This is a genomic window from Cyclobacterium roseum, from assembly GCF_010119225.1.
Lineage (GTDB): Bacteria > Bacteroidota > Bacteroidia > Cytophagales > Cyclobacteriaceae > Cyclobacterium > Cyclobacterium roseum.
In genome coordinates this window covers 58,099-83,017 of record NZ_WNKF01000017.1, presented here as the reverse complement: position 1 = coordinate 83,017, position 24,919 = coordinate 58,099, and the positions used below count along the sequence as shown (strand labels likewise).

Here is a 24,919-nt window from a genome sequence, read left to right as displayed (position 1 = left end):
GGCTTGGAGGGATCTCTTGGTTTTCCCGAATCCAGGGTTTTACTACTGGGCTGTTCCTCCAGTTATTTTTATTCCAACCGATTCTATCCCTCTTAGAGAATCTTTTCTCATATACTGGATTAGATGGATGCTAGATCCGATGGGAACCTCCTTTCCGGGAAGGGTGTCGTATACGGTCCTTCTGTTTCCAAATCCTTTCCCCAGCGGAACCCCCGTTTTGGAGTCAAACAGTCCTACATTTAACAGTGAGTCAATAAGAACCGTTTGAAGGCTATCTTTGAGAAGGTACCTGACGTAAAGGTTATGGTATTCATAGGTGTCGTTGTACCGTATTCCTACCGAGGTGGTGACGGGAGCGATTGTTTCCAGGGAATCCACTTCAAACGATAGGGTATCCGTCACTATCCAATGCTGCGAGCTAATATCCTGAAATGACTCGTAGAGTCTGTCCTGATTGCAGCCAATTGAGACCGGTAGGGTCCAAAGTAAAATCCACAGGATTTGCCTCCTTTCGTTACTTATCATCAGCAGCCCCTTTGTTAGGGTTGTTTTGTCCTCCCTTGTTTCGGTTAGGATTTGGTTTTCTTCTTCGATTACGCGGGTTATTACCGGCTACTTTTGAATCAGAGCTTCCCGGTTTTTCCTGAGATTGTGAAGGGTTTTCCGGGGAATTTCGATTTTTATTTCCGCGCTTCGGGTTTCGATTGTTTCGACGGGGCTTGTTCGGTGGAGCCCCTCCCTCTCCGGCCGACTGTTGCGGGTTGTTGGGGTTGGGTTTTCGGTTTTTCGGTTTTCGTTTCTTTTTTCTTTTGCCCTGGGAGAATTTTTTGTCTAATAACTCTAGATCTTCATTGGTTTTATTTTGATCATATTCTCCCTCAAATGCCTTATCTTGTTTTAGGCTAAAGGGCGTAATCCCCTTTTCGTTTTGTTCTAGGATTAGCTGTACGCGATCACAGTCTATGGAATGCCAGTTATTGTCGTCGTTATAACTAAACCACATTAACCTTCTGAAGATATCTGTTTTTTGGAGTTTGGCGGGACCTGCTTCGGTGAGCAGGGGCTTCTCAATTTTAGGAATATCCTTCAAGGCCATCAAATAGCTATCCAGCTCAAAATTAAGACAGCATTTTAACCGGCCACACTGTCCGGAAAGTTTGCTGGGGTTTAGCGACAGGTTTTGGTACCGGGCCGCAGAAGTCGTTACGCTTTTGAAATCATGGATCCAGGTAGAGCAACATAGTTCCCTGCCGCAGACACCGATCCCTCCCAATCTGCCAGCCTCTTGCCGAAGGCTTATTTGCCGCATTTCGACCCGGATTTTAAATTCGGATGCCAGCAATTTTATCAATTCACGGAAATCAACCCGGTCATCAGCAGAATAATAGAAAGTAGCCTTGGAATTATCTGCCTGGTACTCCACATCGGAAAGCTTCATGGCAAGCTTGATTTCATCGATAATCTGCTTACTCCTGTAGATGGTGGGGATTTCCCTGTTTTTTGCTTCCTGCCATTTTTCCAGGTCTTTTTGGGTGGCTATCCGGTAGATGCCGGTGATGGTATCGTCATTTTTGACCTTCCTTTTTTGCATCTGCAGCCGGACGAGCTCGCCCTGCAGGGATACATAGCCGATGTGATGTCCGTTCGGAACGTCCACGACAACGGGGTCACCCGTAGTCAGCGGCAAAAGGTTGGTGTTTCTAAAATAGTCCTTTCTTCCTCCTTTAAATTTTACTTCGACAACATCGAATTTATCTACTTCTGGTATTCCCATGTGAGAAAGCCAGTCGAACGTATTCATTTTATTGCAATCCTCCGTACCACAGCTTCCGTTATTCTGGCATCCGCCAACGGCATTGGCATCGGTACTGCAATTGGTGCATCCTGACATAATTCTATCTATTTATAGGGAGTTTCCTCCTCGTGAAAATAGGGAGTCAATTCAATTTCCGAGTTCCAGAATGTCCTGTCCGATATCCTTCCGGAAATTGACCATTTCCCAACTAATTTGGTTTACCCGCTCGTAGGCGCTTTCAATGGCTTCTTCCGTGCTTTCACCCACTCCGGTTATTCCCAATACCCTTCCCCCATTCGTAGCCACTACTCCGGAGTCTGTAGCTTTCGTCCCTGCATGAAACGTAATGGTTTGGGCAGGCCCTGGTTTTTCCAGTCCGGAAATGATTTTACCCTTTTCGTAAGCTTCGGGGTATCCGCCAGCCACCATGACAACCGTAGCGGTTTTGGTGGAAGCGGTTTGAAGTTTATAATGTTCTAATTTTTTTTCCGCAATGGCTTGTAATAATTCTACGAAATCACTTTCGATTCTTGGAAGAACGGCCTGCGTCTCAGGATCGCCCATGCGTACATTGTATTCGATGACGTACGGCTCACCTTTCATATTCATAAGCCCGATAAACAGAAATCCTCTGAAATCGATACCTGCTTTTTTCAGTCCCTTGATAGTGGGCTGGACGACTTTTTCTTCCACCTTTTTCATAAAATCCGCATCGGCGAAAGGAACGGGGCTAATGGCCCCCATACCCCCGGTATTGGGACCGGTATCCTTTTCTCCTATGCGTTTGTAATCTTTAGCTTCCGGAAGAATCTTGTAATTTTCCCCATCTGTGGCGACGAAAACGGAAAGTTCAATACCTTCCAGGAAGGTTTCCACCACTACCTTAGAGGAAGCTTCTCCGAATTTATGCCCCACAAGCATCTCCTTTAAGCTGGCCTCAGCCTCAGGAAGGCTGGCACATATCAACACTCCTTTTCCAGCCGCCAATCCGTCGGCTTTGAGAACTATGGGCAGGTTTTGAGTTTTCAGGTAGTTGATTCCCTCTTGCAGGCTATCCTCTGTGAAGGTGGCATAAGAAGCGGTAGGAATACCGTTCTCCCTCATGAACTCTTTGGAAAAATCTTTGCTTCCTTCCAATTGTGCCCCTGCTTTGCCGGGCCCAACGATGGGGATGCGAGCTGTTTTTGGGTCTGCAGCCAAAAAGTCGCGCAAACCGTTTACCAAAGGCTGCTCAGGACCGACCACCAATAAGTGCACCTCCTGTTCCAGGCAAAAATTACGGATAGCAGGGAAATCATCGACTGCTATGGAAATGTTTTGTCCAAGCGCATGCGTTCCCGCATTTCCCGGGGCAATCCATAACGTTTTACAATGTGCACTTTTATTTATTTTCCAGGCAAAGGCGTGTTCTCTGCCACCGCTTCCTAAAAGCAATATGTTCATGTAAGTATCTGTTAATTGGCGTGATCTGAGATAAATTTTATTCGGTACACCCTTACTTCCTCTTCCGAAAAGTCTTCCTCCTCCAGTTCTGCCATGGCTTCCCGGATTTTATCAGATTCTGCCGTCATAAAATAGTCATGGAGTGTTTCTTCTCGCTCGTCATCCATGATATTTTGTATGTAGTAATTAATATTCAATTTGGTACCACTGTAGATGATTTGCTCAATCTCATGAAGCAATTCTCCCATGCTGATATTTAAATTAGAAGCGATTTCATCCAAATCTATTTTCCGGTCGATTTGTTGAATGATCGTAATTTTCACCTTGGATCGGGTACCGGATGTTTTTACCACCACATCGGAGGCGGTGATGATTTCGTTTTCTTCTACGTAATTCTCGATTAGCCGTAGAAAACTGGCCCCGAATTTAGTGACTTTACCCATCCCCACGCCATTGATCTGAGCAAGTTCTTCTTTACTCGTGGGATAGACCGTCGCCATTTCTTCCAGGGAAGGATCCTGAAAAACCACGTATGGTGGCAGGTTTTTGGCTTTTGCCACCTTTTTCCGTTCAGCTTTCAGCAGTTCGAAAAGCTTCTCGTCATAGGCTTTCCCCATACTGTTCATTTCCTCAGCAGATACGGTTTCTGCCATCTCTTCGAAATTATGGTTCTTACTCAGTTTGACAGGGTAAGGGGCTTTTAAAAAGGGCTCACTCTTTTTGGAAAGCAATATGATGCCGTAATTTTCAATATCCTTTTCCAGTAATCCAAAAATCATCGCCTGCCGAATGACCGTCTTCCAGTGGGTCTCATCCTTATCTTTTCCGACTCCAAAAGTGGAAAGTTTGTCGTGATCGTAGCTCTTGATGTATTCATCAATTTCACCCCGAATAAGCCCAACGATATGATCCATGCTAAATCGCTGATTGGTTTCCTTTACGGCTTCAATGGCGATGGTGATGTCCTCTTGTCCATCAAAGGTTTCCTTGGTTTTTTTACAATTGTCGCAAAAACCACAATCTTTATCCAGCGTTTCCCCGAAATAGTGGAGCAGGAAGCGTCGTCTGCAAACTGAACTTTCGGCATAGGCTGCCATCTCCTGCAGCAGTACTTTTGCGTTTTCCCGCTCATTGACAGGTTTATCCTTATTGAATTTCTCCAACTTCATGATGTCCTCATAGCGGTAAAACATGAGGCAATGCCCTTCCAGGCCATCCCTGCCCGCTCTTCCGGTTTCCTGGTAGTAGCCTTCCAGCGATTTGGGTACATCGTAGTGGATCACATATCGGACATCGGGTTTATCAATGCCCATACCGAATGCAATGGTCGCAACAATGACATCCACTTCTTCATTAAGAAAATCATCCTGATTTTTTACCCTCACATGTCCATCCAGACCAGCGTGGTAGGGAGACGCTTTGATTCCATTTACCTGTAATAACTCGGCAATTTCCGTTACTTTTTTTCGGCTCAGGCAATAAATAATTCCAGACTTCCCTTTTTGGGATTTGATGTATTTAATGATTTCCTTTTTGGCCTCGTTTTTCACTTTCGGCCGTACCTCGTAATACAGGTTGGTTCGGTTGAAGGAAGATTTAAAAAGGTCTGCCTCTTCCATTTGAAGGTTTCGCTGAATATCCTGCTGAACCTTAGGCGTGGCCGTGGCTGTCAGCGCAATGACCGGTAAATTATCTCCTATCTGAGAAATGATGGATTTAATTTTTCGGTATTCCGGCCTGAAATCATGACCCCATTCTGAAATGCAATGGGCCTCATCGATCGCGACAAAACTGATGGAAGCACTTTTTAGAAATTGCACATTTTCTTCCTTTGTAAGGGATTCAGGTGCCACATAGAGTAACTTGGTAAGCCCCGCAGAGACTTCACGTTTTACCCGATTGGATTCTGATTTACTTAAGGTCGAATTAAGAAAGTGGGCATTTATACCAAAGGTGTTGAGTTGATCCACCTGGTTTTTCATCAATGCGATCAAGGGCGAAATGACGATAGCGGTACCGTCTTTGGAAACAGCGGGCAGTTGGTAGCAGAGAGATTTCCCCGCTCCTGTTGGCATGATTACAAATGTATTATTCCCCTTGAGTATGTTTTCAACGATGCGTTGTTGGTTTCCCCGAAACTGATTGAAACCGAATATTTTTTTTAGATTATCTTTTACTGCGTTATCCACTACACGAATAGTTTAATGAGTTGCTACATGCCAATCATTAAAGTTTAAGGTAAATCTTTTCTACCTTTATACAAAAATAACAATTAACAACTCTAAAATTGAATTTACTAAAAAATATTAAAAACAAGGCAATTAAAGTGCTTCAAAACGAAGCCGATGCGCTATTAAATCTGATTCCTCATATTGGGGATGATTTTGAGGCCTGCGTGCAAGATTTATTACAGGCATCCGGTAGGGTCGTGGTCACCGGAATCGGGAAAAGTGCCATCGTCTCAAATAAAATTGTGGCAACTTTGAATTCTACAGGGACTCCTTCTTTGTTTATGCATGCAGCCGATGCAATTCATGGTGATTTAGGTATGATAAAAAAAGAAGATTTTGTAATATGCGTATCGCAAAGTGGAAGTACACCGGAGATAAAAGTCTTGGTACCCTTACTTAAGCAGCTGGGGAATAAGCTGATAGCGTTGGTAGGGAACCGGGACAGTTACCTGGCAAAACAGGCAGATTATGTTTTATATACCGGGATCGAGGAGGAAGCCTGTCCCAATAATCTGGCACCGACCACCAGCACCACGGTTCAAATGGCCATGGGGGATGCACTGGCTGTTTGCCTGCTTTCTGCCAGGGGGTTTACGGCCGAATCTTTTGCCCGGTTTCATCCTGGAGGAGCCTTGGGCAAACAGCTGTACCTGAAGGTCGGCGACCTGATGGACAAGTCCCTGCTTCCACTGGTAGCGGAGGATGCTTCTCTTAGAGAAGTGATTGTTGAAATAAGCAGCAAACGCCTTGGGGCTACCGCTGTGGTGAATAAGCAGGGACGGTTGGTAGGTATCGTTACAGATGGGGACTTGAGGAGAATGCTTCAAATGAATCCGGATCTTTCGCGAATCCTTGCGGGAAGTATTATGTCCAAAGAACCGAAGACGATTGGAGAAGAGGAATATGCCGTAAAAGCGCTCGGATTGATGCGGTCGTATAATATCACGCAGCTGGTCGTGACGAAAGGTGATGAAGTCATTGGCTTCATTCATATACATGATTTAATGAAGGAAGGTATTGTATAATTATGGAAGTAGAGGATAGGTACATTGTTATTTTAGCAGGGGGTATTGGCATCAAGTTTTGGCCTACCAGTCGGTATCACAAACCCAAGCAATTTTTGGATTTGCTGGGGACCGGCCGTTCGTTGTTACAAATGACCTTTGACCGGTTCAGACCCTATTACGATAATCGCCAGTTTATCGTCGTTACCAATGCCCGATACCTGCCGCTGGTAAAAGAACAACTTCCGGAACTGGCAGACGAGCAGCTGTTGGTCGAGCCTCTAAGACGGGATACTGCCGTATCCATTGCGCTCGCTAGCTATAAAATAAAAAAATTAAATCCCAATGCCCGGGTGTTGATTAGTCCCTCTGACCAATTGATTTTTAATGAGAAAGCATTCTTTGAAGCGATCGAATTAGCCATGGAAGGGGCAAAAGCGTCAGGGAATTTGGTCACCTTGGGCATTCGACCCAACCGTCCGGATACCAGTTATGGATACATTCAGTATTTTCCGGAAGAAGGAAAACCCGTAAAAAAAGTGAAAACCTTTACGGAAAAGCCAGACCTTTCCCTGGCTACTACTTTTCTGGAAAGTGGCGATTTTGTTTGGAATTCAGGGACGTTCATTTGGAAAAATGAGAGCATCATTACATCATTTGAAATGCATCTTCCGGAAATAGCGGAGGTCTTTGAAGAAGGGGAGATGTATTTTTGTACCGAAAATGAGCGGGCATTTTTGAAAAAAGCCTATAGCTTGATCAAAAATATTTCCATAGACCACGGGATCTTGGAAAAATCGGATGAGGTATTCACCGTTTTGGGAGACTTCGGGTGGTCCGATTTGGGATCCTGGCAAAATCTTTACGAGGTAAGTAAAAAGGACGAGAAGAAAAACACGGTCCTTGGAGAAGCACTGCTCTACGACACCGAAAACTGCTTCATCAAGTTGCCTAAAGATAAGTTGCTGGTGGTGCAGGGCTTAAAGGACTATTTGATAAGTGATAGCGACAACGTCTTATTGATTTGCAAATTAGGTGATGAAGGGAAATTCCGTGAATTTGTCACAGATGCAAAGAAAATTAATGAGCGCTTTATTTAAAATAAAACGGGGCAATGCTTACCAATACCGGCAAATGCACAGCAAACGAAATTCCTATCCGGTAAATTAAAAAGGACTACTCCATAGGATCCTTCGCTAAATTTTAGTGTTCAGGGGAGCCTTCAATTTACGCTGTCGGAGTGACTCCCAGATTCTTTTTCAAAGGCTGCCACTGCATTTCTGACCGAGCCATGCCGATGCAGCATTTCGTTTGCTTCCTTTTCGTTTAGCCCGGTAGCTTCCATGATCATTCGGGTGCCCCTCTGCACTAATTTTTTATTGGAAAGTTGCATGTCCACCATTTTGTTACCTTTTACCTTGCCCAATTTGATCATGACACTGGTAGAGATCATGTTGAGAGCTAATTTTTGGCCTGTTCCCGACTTCATTCGGGTACTTCCGGTTACAAATTCCGGACCGACCACCACTTCTACCGGGAAAGAAACGGATTTGGCAAGCGGACTTCCCTCGTTACAAGTAATACAACCTGTTAGCAAGCCCGCAGTACCTGCCGCTATTACCCCCCCGATGACATAAGGAGTGGTACCAGAGGCAGCAATGCCAATGACTGAATCTTGTTCATTAAACCCGTGCTTTTGGATATCTTTCCAGGCTTGATCGGGATCGTCTTCGGCATTTTCAACGGCTTTTCGGATGGCATGATCTCCCCCTGCGATCAGGCCAATGACCAGGTCATGAGGTACTCCATAGGTAGGAGGACACTCGGAGGCATCCAAAATCCCCAGCCTTCCGCTGGTGCCCGCACCTATATATATCAATCGCCCTCCCTTTTCCATGCGAGGCACAATGGCTTCAATCAATGCTTCTAGTTGCGGTAAGGCTTTAAGTACAGCCAGGGGAACAGTTTGATCCTCTTTATTCATATTGGTCAGCAATTCGTTGACCGACATGTTTTCCAGGTGATCGTAAAACGACGGGCTTTCGGTAGTGCTCATATTTTTTTTTGATGGTATAAGGTCAAGCCTGCTATGGGGGTTTCGATGATGGTTTTTATTTGTATCTGTAGGTCTTCACCTACTTTTCGGAGTACGTCGTGATTGTAATAGGCGATGGATCCGACGAAATTTACCGGTTTTTCCTGATAGTTTTCGTAACGCATCACATGGCGGTAGAAAAAGTCCTTGAAACCATCGTAGATCAGCCGGTAGCAGTAAGGGTCTGATTTATGCTGGGTGATGAAGGTGCAAAATCCAGCCATGTACCGGTTGGGAAAGGGCTTTTTGTACACATTGTCCTGTATTTCAAATATGGACAGGTTATAGGTATTGATGCATGCTTCCCGGATGGATGCAGGCATGTCATCATAGATAAAATCCTGTAAAAAATGTTTACCGATATAGGATCCCCCTCCTTCGTCTCCCAAAAGGTAGCCGGGAGAGGGCCGGCTATGGGTAATCGTTTCCCCATCGTAGTCTCCGCTATTGGACCCGGTGCCCAAAATGCACGCTATTCCGGGCTCGTGTCCGCAAGTTGCCCTGGCAGAAGCCAGTAAGTCGTGGTCGACGAATACCCTCGCTGCCGGGTACAAACTGTTGATCGCCTGGCGAACGGATTCCTGATTACTTTGTGAAGTGCAACCTGCCCCATAAAAGTGAACTTCATCAACCTGCTGCTTTAATTCCAGTAGTGGGGGAGTATTAAGGCCCGCAATCATGTCCTTTTTGGTCTGGTAATAGGGATTAAACCCAATTGTTCTAAATTGAGAAACGGCACCATCTTTTTGGATTACCCGCCAATCGGTTTTGCTGGAACCACTGTCTGCGATCAGGATCATTTATTTTAGGTAGCCTATAGGTTCAAATTTATCAAATACATTTGCTGAATGAGGGGCGTTATTTAATTCCTCGGTTAGGTCCTGTCCCGCCCAGTGTTCGTAGTGACGCCCATTTTTCCAAAGCTTGGAATTTCCGAGATCATAAATCTTTCCGCAGAAAGCTATCCAAATTTCGGGCTTGTCCTGGCCGTTTCGTAGGGCCAGTTGGTTTTTTGAAAGGAAAATCATGAATTAACTTTCCTGCAAATATACCACAGGATCCGCACTTTTCATCATTAATCAGTAGAGTTTGAGCTGGGAGTTGACCCATCGTTCCGGGATTTCCCCCCGTTGGGCCGTTTGGTAGTCCTGATAGCTACAGGGGATGATGGTATCCCTGTTAAATCTTTCGTTTTGGTTTTTGGGTATTTCCATCCACCATTTTCCGCTTAATTTGCTTTTGTAAAAATGCAAAATGGAGGGTTTGGAATCTAGAGAAACCGTGTATTTTATATAATCGTTGCTTTGGAAGGACAGGCTGTCTTTTCGCTGGTAAAAGCCCTCAATAAAATACCAGATCATCGTCGCAATGACAGAGGCCGTTTTTCGACGGGGATCGTCCAAATCAGAATGGTACCCATAAATACCTATAGAGCTCAATTTTTCATTCATTCCCGCAAACCAACTGATTTGGCAGGCCTCTTCTGCACTCAGCCCAAAAGGTTGGGCATCTATCGCACCGGGAGCATCTGATGAATGGATGGCACAGATATCGAAACTCAGCAGGTCTGCATTCCGAATAAGCGGCTCTGTTTCTTTGAAGCTATCTCTTAATTGGCCCAACCGGATATGGTCGAAATACAATTTTTCCAATGTAGTTACCAACTCCGGGTCAGTTAGAAAGCTCTGATAGCCAAGGTGGCAATAATTGAACATGTAATTGGGCTCATGCAAAATAATATCCTGCGAATGTATTTCCTGAGCTATTCCCTTGTCTTCCATGTCCATTTTAGCATCCACCGTCAGCAAGCTTACCAGTTTGTTCATGTGTTGGTAGGATTTGAACTGCCCGATATCCAAATCGTGGCTGCCCCCAATAAAGATCGGAAGGATTTGCGATTTCAAAAGAAACGCTCCGATGGTACTTAAAAGCGAAATGGTTTCCTCTCTGTTTTCACCGGTTTTAAGATTCCCCAAGTCGGCAATATTGTAGTTACTTTGCCCCTTTTTTAAAGGGTATAGTTTTTCACGAATATTTTCGGTACTTCCTGAAGCACCTTCCAGCTGCTCATCCCCGGTGCCGCGGTATTCCTCAATTCCAATCAGTGCGACATGAGTACCTTCCAGATCCGGGAAGGTCTCGGCATGGCAATGAATGTGGTAATAAAAGGCATTGTGTCCAAAGGGCTGGCGTAAAAGTCTTGCAGGAATGGGGTCGAAAAATGGCTGAAGATCCATGGATAATCGTTCGAATTGAAGGACAAAATTAGTGAAAACACATGCAAAAAAAAAGGTCCCGTTAGTAAAACGGGACCTAAATGGAGTTATCCTCCAAAGTCATCAAATCGAATGTTCTCGTTAGGTACTCCCATATCGTCGAGCATTTTCAAAACCGCTGAATTCATCAATGGAGGTCCGCAGAGGTAGTATTCAATTTCATCCGGCTCTTCGATGTCTTTCAGGTAGTTGTCATAGAGTACCTGGTGAATAAACCCGACGTATCCATCCCCTTCCTTGTCGTCAAGGGACTTTTTAACCTTCCAGTTATCTTCTGGTAGGGGTTCGGAAAGACCAATGTGGAAGTTGAAATTTGGAAAGTTTTCTTCAATATCCCTAAAATGGGGGGTGTAGAAGAGTTCTTTCTTTGATCGGCCGCCGTACCAGTAAGATACTTTTCGGTCGGTCTTTTCCGTGTGAAAGAGGTGGAAAAGATGAGAACGCAATGGTGCCATTCCTGCCCCACCTCCAATGTAGATCATTTCCCGTTGTGTAGGATTTATGTGGAACTCCCCGTAAGGACCGGAAATAGTAACCTTGTCACCGGGTTTTCTTGAAAAGACGTAAGAGGAACAAATTCCAGGATTCACATCCATCCACTTGTTATTCGCTCTATCCCAGGGAGGAGTAGCAATACGGATCGTAAGCATTACTATGTTTCCCTCAGCAGGATGATTGGCCATTGAATAGGCCCTGAAGATCTCTTCGTCATTTTTCATCACCAAATCCCAGAGACCAAATTTATCCCAATCGCTCTGGTACACATCTTCAGGGTGTTCTAATTCGGGATGGGGCGTAATGTCCATATCCTTAAAGGTAACGGCAATCGGGGGAACATCAATTTGTATGTACCCTCCCGGTTCGAAGTCAAGTGTTTCCCCTTCTGGTAGTTTTACTTTAAACTCTTTAATGAACGTCGAAACGTTGTAATTTGACACCACTTCACATTCCCACTTTTTAATTCCAAAAATTTCTTCCGGAATGCGGATTTTCATGTCATTCTTTACCTTTACCTGGCAAGAAAGTCTGACGTTATTTTGCTTTTCAGCCCTGCTAAGGTGCCCTTCTTCTGTGGGCAAGACTTCACCGCCACCATCTTCTATGGTGCATTTGCACATGGCACATGTTCCTCCTCCTCCGCAAGCCGAAGGAAGAAATATCTTCTTATTTCCCAGGGTGGACAATAAGGTAGAACCGGCAGAAGCTATCAGTGGGTTTTTCTCATCGCCATTAATGATGATTTTTACATCACCCGAGGCAACCAACTTAGACTGGGCAAAAAGAAGAACTAACACCAGTAGCAAGATAATAATGGTAAATGCTACAATCGAGGTAATGATTACTGAACTCATCTAATCAAATTTTAACTTTATCAGTACGTTTAACTGGCTTTTGACTGGTACAAATATATTTATATTTCCTCAAAAGCATTGAATTATCAGGATATTTTAATCCCATGTTTTCTTTGGTATAACTCGCTAATTGCGAAGTAAGTTTAATAAAGTATACATTCTGTTTTTCAACTGACGCCTGTCGATGATAAAATCCAGAAAACCATGTTCCAACACGAACTCTGAGCTTTGAAATCCTCTGGGAAGGTCCTTTCCAATCGTTTCCCGAATGACCCTGGGACCGGCAAAACCAATCAGGGCTCCGGGCTCTGCTAAATTAAAATCTCCCAACATGGCATAAGATGCCGTAACGCCTCCTGTGGTGGGGTCTGTCATTAGGGAAATATAGGGAATACCTGCCTCATCGAGAAGCGCAAGTTTAGCCGAAGTTTTAGCCATTTGCATCAAGCTGAATCCTGCTTCCATCATTCTGGCTCCTCCGGATTTGGATATCATCAAAAAAGGCACCTTGTGCTTTAAAGAATAGTCAATGGCACGGGATATTTTTTCTCCTACCACAGAACCCATGGATCCTCCTATGAAATTGAAATCCATACAGGTAATGACCAGGTCCAAGCCGTTTAGTTTACCCACTCCGGTCCGGGCTGCATCGTTTAGATTCGTTTTGGCTATGGTATCTTTGATCCGGGTAGTATAGGGTTTGCTGTCTACAAAATTCAGAGGATCTCCGGAGGTCATGTCCTTGTCTAATTCTTTGAACTGATTGTCGTCAAAGAGAATTTCAAAATATTCCTTAGAACCTATTTTTACATGATAGTCATCATCGGGACAGACATAGGAGTTGTTTTTTAATTCACGGGTGTGGATGATATTTCCTTTCGGAGTTTTGTACCACAGACCGTCGGGGGTGTCTTTTTTCTCCTCGGTGGAAGTTTTGATTCCCGCATCTTTTCTTTTAAACCAAGCCATAAAGTTTTGTTTAAATCAGCCCAAATGAAATTGGGATTACAAATTTATGCGTATTATCCGTTAAATAAAACCAAAATCTGCATTCTCCAAAATTTCAAGGTAATCAAAGGTCCTCTTCGGGCTCGATTTTTTCGAGAAGTACCCGGCTTTTTGGAAGGGATTCAGGGAAATTTGCTTGTAGGTACGCTAACATCTTTTCTCTTACCAAACACCTGAGGTCAAAGGCGGTAGGGCTATCCCGTGCACTCATCAGGCAGCGAATTTCGATCGTTTTTTCAGTATAATCGGTAACCTGCAAAACCTGAACTTTCCCATCCCAAAGGGAACTTTCCTCTAAAATCTCTTTGAGTTTTGTTTTTAGATTCTCTACGGGAATGGTGTGGTCCAGGTAAAGGAATACCGTCCCCCAAATAGCCGCGGTGGTTCTCGTCCAGTTTTGAAAGGGGGTTTCTATAAAATAATTGATAGGAAGTACCAACCTTCGTTGATCCCATATTTTGACCACTACATAGGTAAGATTAATCTCTTCTATTTTGCCCCATTCATTCTCCACCACCACCACGTCATCAATCCGAATGGGCTGGGTGAAGGCAATTTGAAATCCAGCCAGCAAATTGGCGATGGACTTCTGGGCTGCCAAACCTACGATTATGCCCAGAATTCCAGCCGATGTAAGCAATCCCGCTCCAATCTTACGGGCCGATTCAAAATGCATCAATATGGCAGAAAGTGAAACGATCACAACCACAATGATGAATAATTTTCGGATAAACGCCACCTGCGTGAGTATCCGTCGCTCTCTCAAATTATCGTCTTTATTGGAAGTCAAATTTTCTAAAAAGGCGTGCCGCATTACATTGGAGAGCTCAATGATGATCCAGGTAAGGTTGATAATTGCCAGCACGATAAAAAAGTCCTGCTTTCCAATATGCTCCAGGTTGGGAGGGGAAAAGAAAGGCTCAATCAGCGGAAAAATGGCAATAAAGAAGCCCCATTTTAGGGCATTGGAAAACTTTAGCATGGACCGTTTGCCTTTTTCCGACTTTGGCTTGTATACCAGCTGGGCTAATTTAGGGAATAGCAGCCACAAGAAAACATGACTAAATACCAGAATGCCAAGTGCTATTCCTATAAATATAAGGGTTTCTCTTTCCATGGCGAAAATGGGGGGCTTTGTGAGGAGAATCAGGGGCAGGATTAAAATTTCCTTTCTTAAAGCTTGGCTTTCATGCCAAAAACTGATAACTTTTTTAAATTAGGGTTTATTTCTGACGAAATCAATTTTCTGATTATCTTTAAGTAATTAATCCGAATCCATACCATGCAACTCACCCATCTATTTGTTTTTTCTGCTATCGTATTGACTGCTGCCTATTTTATTTACGGGAAATACGTCTTTAAAAAATTTAAGATTAACAACGATAACCTCACCCCGTCGCATCGGTTAAACGACGGGGTAGATTATGTGCCTAGTAAACCTATAGTCGTTTTGGGTCATCATTTTGCATCCATTGCAGGGGCAGGACCCATAGTCGGCCCCATCATTGCGATTACCTTTGGATGGGTGCCTGCTGTCATTTGGATTTTAATTGGGGGAATCTTCTTTGGTGCGGTTCATGATCTTGGGAGCATGGTAGCCTCGCTTAGAAATGACGGCAAATCCATCGGTGTTATCATCCAAAATAACATCGGTAAAAAGGGGAAGCGGCTGTTCATTCTCTTTAGTTTTTCGACGTTGATTTTGATTATTGCTGTTTTTGCAGATATCATCGCCAAAACCTTTGTAAGTAGCCCCGGTGTGGCATCCGCTTCAATCCTATTTATCATCCTGGCGGTATTATTTGGTCTGGTGACCAAATGGACCGGCAATCGAAAGAAAGCCTTTTTAATAGCCTCTGTTGTGGGGGTGTCTTTGATGTACTTTTTTGTCTACCTGGGCATGCAGATTCCCTTTGCCCTGAATTACCAGGTATGGATTTATGTTCTACTTATCTATGCTTTTGTAGCCTCTGTTACGCCGGTGTCCATGTTGCTACAGCCAAGAGACTATCTTAATAGTTTTTTGTTGTATGGTTTGATTCTGGCGGCTATCGTGGGGGTTTTCGTAGCCAATCCAACCATCGCCATGGATACCAAAGTATACGTGACCGATGAAAACCTCGGGTATCTTTTTCCAGTTCTTTTCGTTACCATTGCCTGCGGTGCCATTAGTGGGTTTCATTCCTTGGTTGCTTCCGGGACCACTTCCAAGCAACTTGACAAAGAGACCGATGCCAAATTGGTTGGTTTTGGGGGGATGTTGATCGAGTCATTCTTGGCAATTATCTCAGTAGGTGCCGTCGTGGTATTGACCCGGTCTGATTACTTATCACGCCTGGGAGCAGAAGGACCGGTACCTTTATTTGCAGACGGATTGGGAGCCATCATATCTTCTATGGGGATATCCGAATCGTTTGCGGTAGGATTTGTGGCCTTGACCGTGTCGGCATTTGCCCTGACCACTCTGGACACCTGTACCCGTTTGGCCAGATTCACCCTTCAGGAATATTTTGAGGACGTAAAGCAACCCGTTGGTAAGAAAATTTCTCAAAACCGATACATTTCCACCGGTGTAGTGGTGGTGCTTTCCGTTCTTTTGTTAGGCAGCGGAGGTTTTGCCACGCTCTGGCCTATCTTTGGATCCGCCAATCAACTCCTGGCGGCTTTGGCCCTTCTGACCATATCCGTGTGGTTAATCAAGAAAAAGATTAACCCGACCTTTGTGACCATTCCCATGTTTTTCATGTTTACGGTGACCTTGAGTTCCCTGGGGCTATTTGCCTGGCAGAATTTTCAGAAAGATGCGTACGTGCTATCCATCATTGCAGCCATTTTGTTTGTCCTTTCCTTTGCCCTGATTTTCCTGGCCAAAAAAAGTTTGACGAAAGAAGCCGAAGTAAAAGAACTGGTCTAATCGTCCACGAATAGACCAGTTCTCAAAACACTATGTTTTATTAGAAAATGGTGGACGAAGGGCATCAAAATAACCTGAACCCAAGTGAGACGATTAGTTGATTTTGTCGCTGGTCCGTTTGTACCTGGGGGAAGGTATTCACAGAATTAGATAGTGCCCCTTCGTATTTCAGATCCATCAAAAAGTTGCCGATATCTACGCCGACTCCTGCCTGGTAGCCATAGGTGAACTCTTCTTTTGGCGGTATTATTTTTTGCCGGGTACCATTATCGGCTACCATGTCCCCATTGATCAGGTAACTGGCAACTGGTCCTGCCTGAAGCCGTAATACCCCTCCCAATTTCACTCCTATCATTAAGGGGATGTCTAAGCGATCGAAGGAAACGTCATAATTAAAGGAGTTGTCGGAAAAGGAGCCACCGGTATTGGTATACAATACCTCTGGTTGAAGGAAAATAATGGGTAAATTAATGCGAGCAAAAGCCCCCAGATGGTAGCCCATTTTGGAATCCTCTCCCTGGAAACCGTCTGTCACGTGTACGTCTCCTTGAGAAACACCAAATTTTGGACCGATGCTGAAAACCTGTCCTTTTACTTCTCCTAAGATTAGCCCGGACAAAAGAATTACAATTACTAAATTTTTCATCTGTTAATGCTGGTTAAAATAGTTAATGAATATTCTTGCCCTGATAACTAATTTTGTGCCATTTTTAGTATTTCTGCTTTCATTTTTTTCTAATTTTGCCCTTTTAGTTTGCAAAAAGAGAAAACAATGTATGGTTTACATACGTTACGGCGTTGTTTCTCGTGACATTGGTAATTAGCAGAAGAAAAATTCGAGCCGATTAAAATCCTATTGCATGAAATTTTTATTTAACAAACTTGCCTTTTATGGGCTACTTATTGGGGGGGTATATGCCTGTTCAGTGCCTGAGCGAGAAGATCCATTTGTAGGACTGGCGGCTGCCAGGTGGGATGTTGGAAAATCAGCTAACTTTTTATTGTCTGATGATCGGTTTACTAATTTGGAGCTGGAGATTGTTTACATGGAAGGATATAAGCCAACCGATTACTTAATGGACTCCATGGTCGAATTTCTTCAGGAAATAACGCGCAAACCCGGAGGTATTGAAATCATAGAAAAAGAAATTCCTGCGGAGGGCAAGGAATATTATTCCACTCAGGATATTGGTGATTTGGAGGACCGGTATCGCGAGCGCTATAATGAGGGAAATACGGTATCGGTGTTTTTTTTAGTAGTAGATGGTTCTTTTATGCCGGATGAAGAAGGATTTTTCACCATAGGAGCTGCTTACCGAAATACAAGTATGGTTCTATTTGGAAAGAGAATTTTCGAAAACTCCGGGGGATTTGGAAGGCCCTCCAGAGGAACACTGGAAACTACCACCGCTTTGCACGAATTGGGTCATCTTTTGGGATTGGTAAATGTCGGCAGTGAAATGGTCACCCCACATGAGGATCAGGGAAAGGAATATCATTGTGACGATGATTCCTGTTTGATGTATTGGGCAGTGGAAACCGATAATGTACTACAATTCACCCCACAAACCATTCCCGAGCTGGATGAAAACTGTCGAAATGACCTACGCGCCAACGGAGGAAGGTAAATTCCCCCCGATCATTCGGGGGGAAGGGTTTAAAATTGGTTAAATGGACTTGTTTCTTTTTTAACAAATCTCCAGGCCAATCCTACATTGAGCAGGTAGTCAGCAAAAGCAGCATCCCCGTGGCGGTAATTATCAGGGGTAGTCGCTGCAATGTCCGTTACGCTTCTCGTTCGGTTTCTGTACAAGGCTACCGGCACATTCAAATTGATGGTAAAATTACGGATCATATAACTAAAACCGGGCTCGATTGAAATCACATACCCGGGTCGTCGGAATCCTTCATCCCCGCCAAAAAGATCCTTGACAGGAACTCCTTCTACCCGTCCCCCTAAAGAGATCCCTAATCCGTGTACAAAGAGAGACTTAAAGATTCCGGTTCTAAAGGCAAATTGATCGGGAACCGCCATGATGGCTTCATTCGATAAAACGGGGCTTAAGGTTTCCCGAAAGGTACGGGTGCCATTCGTTGTTCGGGGATTGATCAGGTAGAAGCCATCGTAATACAGGACGAACTCTTTCCCTAAAAAGCGAAGGCCCTGGGTGTCCAAAATGAGTCCGAAACCGCCGTCTCCAGGCTGGATCGATTGATCTACCGGCCTTCTTTCCTGACTTCCAGACTCGCTTACATTATAGAAAGTGCTTTTCGCATTATAATCTCCGGTGGGTAATTTTATACTGGCTCCAATAGCCATGTTTCCATTTGTGGCTTTGTCACCACTTAAGAGCCAATAACCTGCCCCTATTCTCATATCCGCTATTCCCTGTGAATAACTGCTGTGCCTTTCTGTTCTGCCATGTTCGTATAAGGAACTTCTCTCATTATAAACAAAGGGTAAGGAAACCAGTCCATAAATCCGGTCAGTAAATGCATAGCTGATGTTCAGGTCCACCGAATGGGACCAGTTAATCACTTCTGTGTTGTTGGTAATGCGGTCGGGCTCTTCATGCGAACCCTTAAAATGCCTGAAGGAGCGGAAATACCGATAGTTTGTGAGTACATTCCATTCCCCTTGTTGAAGCAGTTCTCCCTGGTTGAGGGAGTTGCCAATTCCTGAGAACTGCCGGATGGCTACGCATCCTTGGGCATTTACCTTTATCTCTGACAGAAAGAGCAAGATAATGGTGCAAGAAATAAGTAAAGAATATTTATTTTCCATTGGTTAAGTGCATTAGCGTATAATAGTAAATTAATGAGGGGCACATACCTGTGTTTCCTACCGTTTGTCGTTACAGCTTTCAGCTAAAAGCGTTGTTGTTACCAAACAAGCAGTAGCCTGGCCTTGAGACAATTAATCCAAAGACCGGTTTTGCCGAACAGGTAAGAAGAAAGAAAATTTTATTTCAGGTGATGTGCCAGGGTTGCAAAAAATGCATTCCAGGGCGGGGGAGAAGGTATGCAAATTGAAATTTTATCCCATTTAGAGATAAGGAGTTCCTTCCAGTGGAATTGACTCAAATCTGGAATAGAAAAATGGAAGAAGAAAAGCGGAAGGAGGTAGTCCTTGACCGATGGTTGGCTGATTATTTTATTCTGCTCGCTTGAATTGGTGGTTTCCACCAGGGATAATACCCACTGTTTGGTATTTACTTCCAGATTGATTTTTGCCCGATCGGGTACGTAAATCAGTTCGAAGGTGTCATCAATAAATCTTTTTTTGATGGCCCGATAGGCTTTTCCGTCCAGTTTGAAGGGGATGTTAGCCAGCTGAAAGCCTTCGTCTTCAAATGAATAGGGAAGCTTCATCGGGATTTTCATGACCCGCTTCCCCTCAAAAGATTCATGGTAGACCCTTTGCTCCCAATCCTTTTCAATTTTGTATTGATACGCTGCATAGAAGGCATAGAACCCAAAATGGTAGCAGGTAAAACACCCTAAGAGCAGTATGGCGACGAATTGCTTCATTCCTATCCAAAATTATTAAAAAATAGGGGAATTGGGAATAAAGTAGAAATTCTTTTTGCGGATTGGAATAAGTTTAAAAAATGTACCTCTATTATTAATCTTTTACCTCCTCGTAATCGATGTAGTCGCCACCGGAAATGTTCCCGGAGGATCCCTTTTTCCGGTCCCCAGGCATGAAATCCACGTTTACGTTTCCGTCCTTCGGTTTATTTTTTTTTCTAGCTTCTTCCCGTTGAGCAGCCTGAACCTGATCGGCAAACTTTTTTAGTTTGCTATTCAGGAAGTAACGAAGCAGACTTGAAAATATCCAACCCAGTGCGATGAAGAATATAATTATCTTTAAAATCATGGTAACCAATTTTGAAAATCCAGTGATTGAAAAGGGACCGATACGCCATCCCCTTAATCTCCTAACGGAAATTATCATTTCACCATTCAATATTAAAAGAAAAATTATAGAAAAACCAATTTGGTTTTCTCCCGAGCCTAATAAAAAATAGCCCGGCCTCGGGTAAGAAGGCCGGGATTTAGATGCGTTCCGAATATTACCTGCTCAGGTAAAGGTTTCTCTCAGCATAGATTTTAAGAAAATAATCATCCATCAGATCCTCGATAAAATAAATGGCTTCACCCGTTGATTTCATTTCAGGTCCCAGTTCCTTGTTGACATTTGGGAATTTATGAAATGAAAAAACCGGTTCTTTGATGGCATACCCTTTTTTGATGGGGGCAAAATTGAAGTCCGTCACTTTCTTTTCGCCAAGCATCACCTTAGTAGCAAAATTAACGTAGGGCTCCTTATAGGCTTTGCAGATAAAGGGAACCGTACGGGATGCCCTGGGATTTGCTTCGATTACGTAAACTTTATCGTTTTTTATGGCAAACTGAATATTAATCAGGCCTTTGGTTTCCAGCGCCAAAGCAATTTTTTCGGTAAAGGTTTCAATTTGCCGGATGACCAGGTCCCCGAGGTTATAGGGAGGCAGTACGGCATACGAGTCGCCGGAATGGATCCCCGCCGGCTCTATATGTTGCATGATACCGATGATATACACATTTTCTCCGTCGCAGATAGCGTCAGCTTCGGCCTCAATGGCTCCTTCCAGAAAATGATCGAGCAGTATTTCATTATTGGGAATGTCCCGCAGCACGTTTACTACATGCTGTTCCAGCTCTTTTTCATTGATGACGATCTTCATTCCCTGGCCACCCAGCACGTAAGAAGGCCTTACCAATAGGGGAAACCCTAATGTTTTGCACAGCTCCAGTGCCTCATCGGTACTGTGAATGGTGCCAAATTCGGGGTAAGGAACTCCGTTTTCTTTGAGTAAAGTCGAAAATTGTCCTCGATCTTCTGCCAGGTCAAGCGCCCGGAAACTGGTACCCAGAATGGGTATGTTGTATTTATCCAGCTTTTCGGCCAATTTTAGCGCCGTTTGTCCTCCCAATTGCACAATTACACCAATGGGGTTTTCATGGAGAATGATCTCATAAATATGTTCCCAAAATACCGGCTCGAAGTAAAGCTTATCCGCAATGTCAAAGTCCGTGGAAACGGTTTCCGGGTTGCAGTTAATCATGATGGTTTCATAGCCACATTCTTTGGCTGCCAGCACGCCGTGAACACAGGAGTAGTCGAACTCGATTCCCTGCCCTACCCGGTTGGGTCCTGAACCCAGGACGACTACCTTCTTCTTATCTGAAACCTCAGATTCGTTTTCCTCACCGAAGCTGGAATAGAAATAGGGAGTTTGGGCTTCAAATTCGGCAGCGCAGGTATCTACCAGTTTGAATACCCGGCGAATACCCATTTCATCCCTTCTTTTGTTGAAGACCTCACTTTCCAGACACCCCAGTAAATGGGCTATTTGCCTGTCTGCATACCCCTTATGCTTTGCTTTTTTCATGAGTTCGGCATCGATGGTCTGCAGGGTCTCTTTTCCCAGCGTGATGTCCAAATGCACCAACTCTTCAATTTGCTTCAAAAACCATTTGTCAATTTTGGTCAGATCTTGGATGGTCCGGAAGGAAATCCCAAGTTTAAAGGCATCGTAAATGTGAAATAACCTGTTCCAGCTTGGGTTGGCCAGGCTATATAATATTTCTTCCTGATTTTTTAGTTCTTTACCGTCGGCTCCAAGCCCATTTCTTTTGATTTCTAGCGATTGACAAGCTTTTTGAAGCGCTTCCTGAAAGTTACGGCCGATTCCCATCACTTCCCCGACGGCTTTCATCGAAAGCCCCAGTTTCCTGTCAGATCCTTTAAATTTATCAAAATTCCATCTTGGAATCTTCACGATTACGTAATCGATGGCTGGCTCAAAAAAGGCGGAGGTATTTCCAGTGATCGAATTTTTCAATTCGTCCAGATTGTAGCCTATGGAGAGTTTGGCTGCTACTTTAGCAATGGGGTATCCCGTAGCCTTTGACGCCAGTGCGGAGGATCTGGATACCCGGGGATTGATTTCCACACCAATGATGGTTTGGTTATCCGGACTTACTGCAAATTGCACGTTGCATCCTCCGGCAAAATTACCAATGCCGTCCATCATGCGAATAGCCTTGTTTCTCATTTCCTGATACACGGTATCCGGCAGCGTCATGGCGGGGGCCACAGTGATCGAATCTCCGGTATGTACACCCATGGGGTCAAAGTTCTCAATAGAGCAAATGACCACCATATTGCCAATATTATCTCGCAATACTTCCAGCTCGTACTCTTTCCATCCAAGAATACTTTGCTCTATCAGTACCTCGTGGGTAGGGGAGGCTTGCAAGCCAGCGCTTAGTGCTTTTTCAAAACTTTCCGGTCCGTCTACAAAACCTCCTCCGGTGCCTCCCAGTGTATAGGAAGGTCGGATGACCAGGGGAAAACCGATTTCCTGGGCAATTTCTTTTCCCTGAAGAAAGGAAGTAGCCGTTCGCCCAATGCAAACGTCCACGTTCAACTTTTCCATCAATGCCTTGAATTTTTCCCTGTTTTCGGCAGTTTCAATGGCATCTATGTCTACGCCGATCATTTTTGTGCCGAACTTTTGCCAGATCCCCGCCTTGTCACAATCTATGGCAAGATTAAGTGCTGTCTGTCCGCCCATGGTCGGTAATACACAATCAATATCCGGGTGCTCTTTTAAAATCTGAACGATGGATTTTTTCTCCAAAGGCAACAAGTAAACATTGTCAGCCGTCACCGGATCGGTCATTATAGTGGCCGGATTGGAATTGATAAGGGTTACTTTGATTCCTTCTTCCCGGAGGGAACGGGCTGCCTGGGAGCCGGCGTAATCAAATTCACAGGCCTGACCAATGATGATGGGCCCGCTTCCGATGATGAGGACATGTTTGATGCTACTGTCTTTTGGCATGCTTGATGGTTTTAGAAGTGCTTTACTTTTGGCTAAATTGGTGCAAAATTAAACAAATTTATTAAAGATGCACGGAAAACCCCCGCCCGTTTCATAAACTTATATCGCTTCACTTTGCGAAATACCGTTTAGGCCTTTACTAAATCAAATGGCTTTTCTTTTTATAGTGACCCTACCAAGGTTGCCAACCCGTGAATTGCAAGGGACTGTTGTGAAATGCATTGCTTGTTTGTACATTTATTTCTCCAATTACTAGTAAACTATGAGTGAATCCAACGAATCCCGGTTTAAAAACACCATCAAAGATATAGATGCCGTCAATGCACAGGATCCAAATCAGGAAATGGTAAACGGCAAATCCATTGCCAAAGAATTAATTTACGGCATACGCATGTCCGAGATGTTGATGGAAACCTATCCGGATGCCGAGGAAAGCTTGCGAGTGGCTGCCCGATGTCAACATATTAGCCGTTGGTCGATTCCCAGAGAGAACTACCCCATGGATAGAAAAGGTTACCTGCTTTGGCGAACCAAACTCAAGCAATTTCACGGAAAAATGGCAGGTGAAATCATGCTAGCAAACGGTTATTCCCAGGAGGAAATTCGTAAAGTAGATGACTTTCTCAATAAAAGGAGGCTGAAAACGGATCCTGGGGTTCAGGCACTGGAGGATGTGATCTGCCTGGTGTTTTTGAAATATTACTTTGAAGCATTTCACCAAAAACACCAGCATGAAGAATCCAAACTGATCGCCATTATTCAGAAAACCTGGAATAAAATGTCTGAAAAAGGAAGGCAAAAAGCCCTAACCCTGAACCACTCCGCTGCTGCCAGTAAGGTACTGTCAAAAGCCCTGGCAGATGAAGCCTAATCAGGACATCATTTGCCGGTAGGTCATTACATCCTTTTCTATGGCAGCTAAAATTTCCTTTTTATCCATTGTAGGGGAGGAGTCGCCATGCTCTGCCCCGCCCAGGTCGTATTCCACATGGAGTATTTTGGGCAGACTTCCCGTAAACCCTTCGTGTTCCAGCAGTAGCTGGAAGTTTACGTTTCCGTCACCCAACGGTACATTTATGGGCTGATCCTTTTTGTTGGATGGATTGCCCCAAACAAAGTCTTTGAGGTCAAAGCTTCTGATTTGATCACTAATCAGGTGAAAGATGTTTTCGTAGGACTGGTAGCCCTCTACCTGGGAATGCCTCAAGTCAAACTGTACCCCGATATGATCCGGATCAATGCCCTCCAACAGGTGGTAAATTTCCCATACCGACCCTCCGATTCTTTTCCCGGCGTGGTTTTGGTAGTGTCCGGTTACACCATGTTTGGCATGGAGTTCTGCTAAGCGTCTCATTTCTCCGTTAAGTTTTTTAAGCTCCCCTACAATATTTTTTGAGGCAAATGAGAGGTACCCCATCCGGTAATCCTTTATTCCCTCTCCAGCCAGTATCCGTAGAAACTCATCCATTTGGCCCATTTGTCCGACATTCATGTCGGTGGTGAGGACTGGCCGATTCAGCCCCAGTCGCTCACTTGCGGCGACAATAGCCGGTAATTTTTTTGATAATTCATCTTTATCAAAAAAACCGTTTTTTCTAACCGGAAGGTCTATTCCCTCAAATCCCAGAGTCTTCACAGTATCCGGCAGCTCGCGGAGGGGCAGCCATTGAAGCACTTTGGTGAACAGGTAAAACGGAGCCGGTGCCCGCATGTTGGAGTAAGGCTGGGAGAACGCATTGGTATTAACTCCAGGCAAGATCAAACCGGATCCGGCCGCCCAAAGGATTTTTTTGATGGATGTTCTTCTTTGCATGTTAGGTTATTTGGCTGGAATACATTTCTCAGTGGTTCAAGGTATGATTTTGAGCGAATTACCGCAAGAATTTTATGATAAAATGGTCTTCC

At 44.2% G+C, this 24,919-nt stretch carries 22 protein-coding genes; 5 read left to right on the top strand and 17 right to left on the bottom strand.

From position 1 onward, the window contains the following. Nucleotides 1-42: 42 nt before the first annotated feature. Genes GJQ68_RS19090 through recQ form a run of 4 tightly spaced genes read right to left on the bottom strand, consistent with a single transcriptional unit; the run spans nt 43 to nt 5,427 of the window. Nucleotides 43-525: a gliding motility lipoprotein GldH gene (locus GJQ68_RS19090; protein WP_162418873.1), complete on the bottom strand. Its 483-nt coding sequence runs from the start codon at nt 523-525 to the stop codon at nt 43-45. Beyond that, on the bottom strand, nt 515-1,891 hold the full coding sequence (locus GJQ68_RS19085) for a PSP1 domain-containing protein (RefSeq protein WP_162418872.1): 1,377 nt from the start codon (nt 1,889-1,891) through the stop codon (nt 515-517). The genes GJQ68_RS19090 and GJQ68_RS19085 overlap by 11 nt, the downstream gene beginning before the upstream one ends. A 51-nt stretch (nt 1,892-1,942) precedes the next feature. Then, nucleotides 1,943-3,238 (bottom strand): phosphoribosylamine--glycine ligase, encoded by a 1,296-nt coding sequence (purD, locus tag GJQ68_RS19080; protein WP_162418871.1) that lies wholly within the window; start codon nt 3,236-3,238, stop codon nt 1,943-1,945. A gap of 11 nt (nt 3,239-3,249) precedes the next feature. Next, nucleotides 3,250-5,427, bottom strand: coding sequence for a DNA helicase RecQ (gene recQ, locus GJQ68_RS19075; RefSeq protein WP_162418870.1), 2,178 nt, complete (start codon nt 5,425-5,427; stop codon nt 3,250-3,252). A gap of 98 nt (nt 5,428-5,525) precedes the next feature. Between recQ and GJQ68_RS19070 the strand changes: the two genes are divergently transcribed. Further along, nucleotides 5,526-6,494, top strand: a complete 969-nt coding sequence (locus GJQ68_RS19070; RefSeq protein ID WP_162418869.1) for a KpsF/GutQ family sugar-phosphate isomerase — start codon at nt 5,526-5,528, stop codon at nt 6,492-6,494. Nucleotides 6,495-6,496: 2 nt separating this feature from the next. Beyond that, nucleotides 6,497-7,573 (top strand): mannose-1-phosphate guanylyltransferase, encoded by a 1,077-nt coding sequence (locus GJQ68_RS19065; RefSeq protein ID WP_162418868.1) that lies wholly within the window; start codon nt 6,497-6,499, stop codon nt 7,571-7,573. A gap of 122 nt (nt 7,574-7,695) precedes the next feature. Here GJQ68_RS19065 and murQ read toward each other — a convergent pair whose 3' ends face one another. The 7 genes from murQ to GJQ68_RS19030 form a co-directional block, all read right to left on the bottom strand. Continuing rightward, nucleotides 7,696-8,529: an N-acetylmuramic acid 6-phosphate etherase gene (murQ, locus tag GJQ68_RS19060; protein ID WP_162418867.1), complete on the bottom strand. Its 834-nt coding sequence runs from the start codon at nt 8,527-8,529 to the stop codon at nt 7,696-7,698. Then, nucleotides 8,526-9,368, bottom strand: a complete 843-nt coding sequence (locus GJQ68_RS19055; RefSeq protein WP_162418866.1) for an N-acetylglucosamine kinase — start codon at nt 9,366-9,368, stop codon at nt 8,526-8,528. Before GJQ68_RS19055 ends, murQ begins: the two co-directional genes overlap by 4 nt. Then, complete coding sequence (locus tag GJQ68_RS19050) at nt 9,369-9,596, bottom strand: cytochrome b5 domain-containing protein (RefSeq protein ID WP_162418865.1); 228 nt, start codon at nt 9,594-9,596, stop codon at nt 9,369-9,371. A gap of 51 nt (nt 9,597-9,647) precedes the next feature. Further along, entirely contained in the window at nt 9,648-10,805 is a 1,158-nt protein-coding gene (locus tag GJQ68_RS19045) for a formimidoylglutamase (RefSeq protein WP_162418864.1), read from the bottom strand. 86 nt (nt 10,806-10,891) lie between these two features. Continuing rightward, entirely contained in the window at nt 10,892-12,196 is a 1,305-nt protein-coding gene (gene nqrF / locus GJQ68_RS19040) for an NADH:ubiquinone reductase (Na(+)-transporting) subunit F (RefSeq protein WP_162343994.1), read from the bottom strand. A 126-nt stretch (nt 12,197-12,322) separates the two neighbouring features. Next, nucleotides 12,323-13,165: an acetyl-CoA carboxylase, carboxyltransferase subunit beta gene (gene accD / locus GJQ68_RS19035; RefSeq protein ID WP_162343995.1), complete on the bottom strand. Its 843-nt coding sequence runs from the start codon at nt 13,163-13,165 to the stop codon at nt 12,323-12,325. A gap of 103 nt (nt 13,166-13,268) precedes the next feature. Continuing rightward, nucleotides 13,269-14,321, bottom strand: a complete 1,053-nt coding sequence (locus GJQ68_RS19030) for a mechanosensitive ion channel family protein (RefSeq protein WP_162343996.1) — start codon at nt 14,319-14,321, stop codon at nt 13,269-13,271. A gap of 165 nt (nt 14,322-14,486) precedes the next feature. On the opposite strand from GJQ68_RS19030, the gene GJQ68_RS19025 reads away from it, so the two are divergent. Then, nucleotides 14,487-16,118, top strand: a complete 1,632-nt coding sequence (locus GJQ68_RS19025) for a carbon starvation CstA family protein (RefSeq protein ID WP_162418863.1) — start codon at nt 14,487-14,489, stop codon at nt 16,116-16,118. Nucleotides 16,119-16,182: 64 nt separating this feature from the next. On the opposite strand, the gene GJQ68_RS19020 is transcribed toward GJQ68_RS19025, so the two are convergent. Next, entirely contained in the window at nt 16,183-16,764 is a 582-nt protein-coding gene (locus GJQ68_RS19020) for a porin family protein (RefSeq protein WP_162418862.1), read from the bottom strand. Between the two features lie 214 nt (nt 16,765-16,978). On the opposite strand from GJQ68_RS19020, the gene GJQ68_RS19015 reads away from it, so the two are divergent. Then, nucleotides 16,979-17,746 carry a hypothetical protein gene (locus GJQ68_RS19015; protein ID WP_162418861.1) on the top strand — a complete coding sequence of 256 codons (768 nt, stop codon included), beginning with the start codon at nt 16,979-16,981 and terminating at the stop codon, nt 17,744-17,746. A 29-nt stretch (nt 17,747-17,775) separates the two neighbouring features. Here GJQ68_RS19015 and GJQ68_RS19010 read toward each other — a convergent pair whose 3' ends face one another. The 4 genes from GJQ68_RS19010 to carB all read right to left on the bottom strand — a co-directional run bounded on the left by GJQ68_RS19010 (nt 17,776) and on the right by carB (nt 23,014). After that, nucleotides 17,776-18,903 (bottom strand): transporter, encoded by a 1,128-nt coding sequence (locus tag GJQ68_RS19010; RefSeq protein WP_162418860.1) that lies wholly within the window; start codon nt 18,901-18,903, stop codon nt 17,776-17,778. A 179-nt stretch (nt 18,904-19,082) separates the two neighbouring features. Beyond that, entirely contained in the window at nt 19,083-19,649 is a 567-nt protein-coding gene (locus GJQ68_RS19005; protein WP_162418859.1) for a hypothetical protein, read from the bottom strand. Between the two features lie 94 nt (nt 19,650-19,743). Then, nucleotides 19,744-19,998: a DUF4834 domain-containing protein gene (locus GJQ68_RS19000; RefSeq protein ID WP_162418858.1), complete on the bottom strand. Its 255-nt coding sequence runs from the start codon at nt 19,996-19,998 to the stop codon at nt 19,744-19,746. A 196-nt stretch (nt 19,999-20,194) separates the two neighbouring features. Further along, nucleotides 20,195-23,014 (bottom strand): carbamoyl-phosphate synthase large subunit, encoded by a 2,820-nt coding sequence (gene carB / locus GJQ68_RS18995; RefSeq protein ID WP_162418857.1) that lies wholly within the window; start codon nt 23,012-23,014, stop codon nt 20,195-20,197. A gap of 262 nt (nt 23,015-23,276) precedes the next feature. Here carB and GJQ68_RS18990 point away from each other — a divergent pair, with 262 nt between their 5' ends. Further along, nucleotides 23,277-23,885, top strand: coding sequence for a DUF4202 domain-containing protein (locus tag GJQ68_RS18990; protein ID WP_162418856.1), 609 nt, complete (start codon nt 23,277-23,279; stop codon nt 23,883-23,885). Here GJQ68_RS18990 and GJQ68_RS18985 read toward each other — a convergent pair whose 3' ends face one another. Next, nucleotides 23,886-24,827: a sugar phosphate isomerase/epimerase family protein gene (locus GJQ68_RS18985; protein ID WP_162418855.1), complete on the bottom strand. Its 942-nt coding sequence runs from the start codon at nt 24,825-24,827 to the stop codon at nt 23,886-23,888. Between the last annotated feature and the right edge of the window lie 92 nt (nt 24,828-24,919).

Coding starts and splice junctions, on each gene's coding strand:
- GJQ68_RS19045 (WP_162418864.1), bottom strand. CDS start 10,805: ATGGATCTTCAGCCATTTTTCGACCCCATTCCTGCAAGACTTTTACGC.
- GJQ68_RS18985 (WP_162418855.1), bottom strand. CDS start 24,827: ATGCAAAGAAGAACATCCATCAAAAAAATCCTTTGGGCGGCCGGATCC.
- GJQ68_RS18990 (WP_162418856.1), top strand. CDS start 23,277: ATGAGTGAATCCAACGAATCCCGGTTTAAAAACACCATCAAAGATATA.
- GJQ68_RS19030 (WP_162343996.1), bottom strand. CDS start 14,321: ATGGAAAGAGAAACCCTTATATTTATAGGAATAGCACTTGGCATTCTG.
- GJQ68_RS19000 (WP_162418858.1), bottom strand. CDS start 19,998: ATGATTTTAAAGATAATTATATTCTTCATCGCACTGGGTTGGATATTT.
- GJQ68_RS19065 (WP_162418868.1), top strand. CDS start 6,497: ATGGAAGTAGAGGATAGGTACATTGTTATTTTAGCAGGGGGTATTGGC.
- murQ (WP_162418867.1), bottom strand. CDS start 8,529: ATGAGCACTACCGAAAGCCCGTCGTTTTACGATCACCTGGAAAACATG.
- GJQ68_RS19090 (WP_162418873.1), bottom strand. CDS start 525: ATGATAAGTAACGAAAGGAGGCAAATCCTGTGGATTTTACTTTGGACC.
- GJQ68_RS19010 (WP_162418860.1), bottom strand. CDS start 18,903: ATGGAAAATAAATATTCTTTACTTATTTCTTGCACCATTATCTTGCTC.
- GJQ68_RS19015 (WP_162418861.1), top strand. CDS start 16,979: ATGAAATTTTTATTTAACAAACTTGCCTTTTATGGGCTACTTATTGGG.
- GJQ68_RS19085 (WP_162418872.1), bottom strand. CDS start 1,891: ATGTCAGGATGCACCAATTGCAGTACCGATGCCAATGCCGTTGGCGGA.
- GJQ68_RS19050 (WP_162418865.1), bottom strand. CDS start 9,596: ATGATTTTCCTTTCAAAAAACCAACTGGCCCTACGAAACGGCCAGGAC.
- nqrF (WP_162343994.1), bottom strand. CDS start 12,196: ATGAGTTCAGTAATCATTACCTCGATTGTAGCATTTACCATTATTATC.
- accD (WP_162343995.1), bottom strand. CDS start 13,165: ATGGCTTGGTTTAAAAGAAAAGATGCGGGAATCAAAACTTCCACCGAG.
- carB (WP_162418857.1), bottom strand. CDS start 23,014: ATGCCAAAAGACAGTAGCATCAAACATGTCCTCATCATCGGAAGCGGG.
- GJQ68_RS19005 (WP_162418859.1), bottom strand. CDS start 19,649: ATGAAGCAATTCGTCGCCATACTGCTCTTAGGGTGTTTTACCTGCTAC.
- purD (WP_162418871.1), bottom strand. CDS start 3,238: ATGAACATATTGCTTTTAGGAAGCGGTGGCAGAGAACACGCCTTTGCC.
- GJQ68_RS19055 (WP_162418866.1), bottom strand. CDS start 9,368: ATGATCCTGATCGCAGACAGTGGTTCCAGCAAAACCGATTGGCGGGTA.
- GJQ68_RS19020 (WP_162418862.1), bottom strand. CDS start 16,764: ATGAAAAATTTAGTAATTGTAATTCTTTTGTCCGGGCTAATCTTAGGA.
- GJQ68_RS19025 (WP_162418863.1), top strand. CDS start 14,487: ATGCAACTCACCCATCTATTTGTTTTTTCTGCTATCGTATTGACTGCT.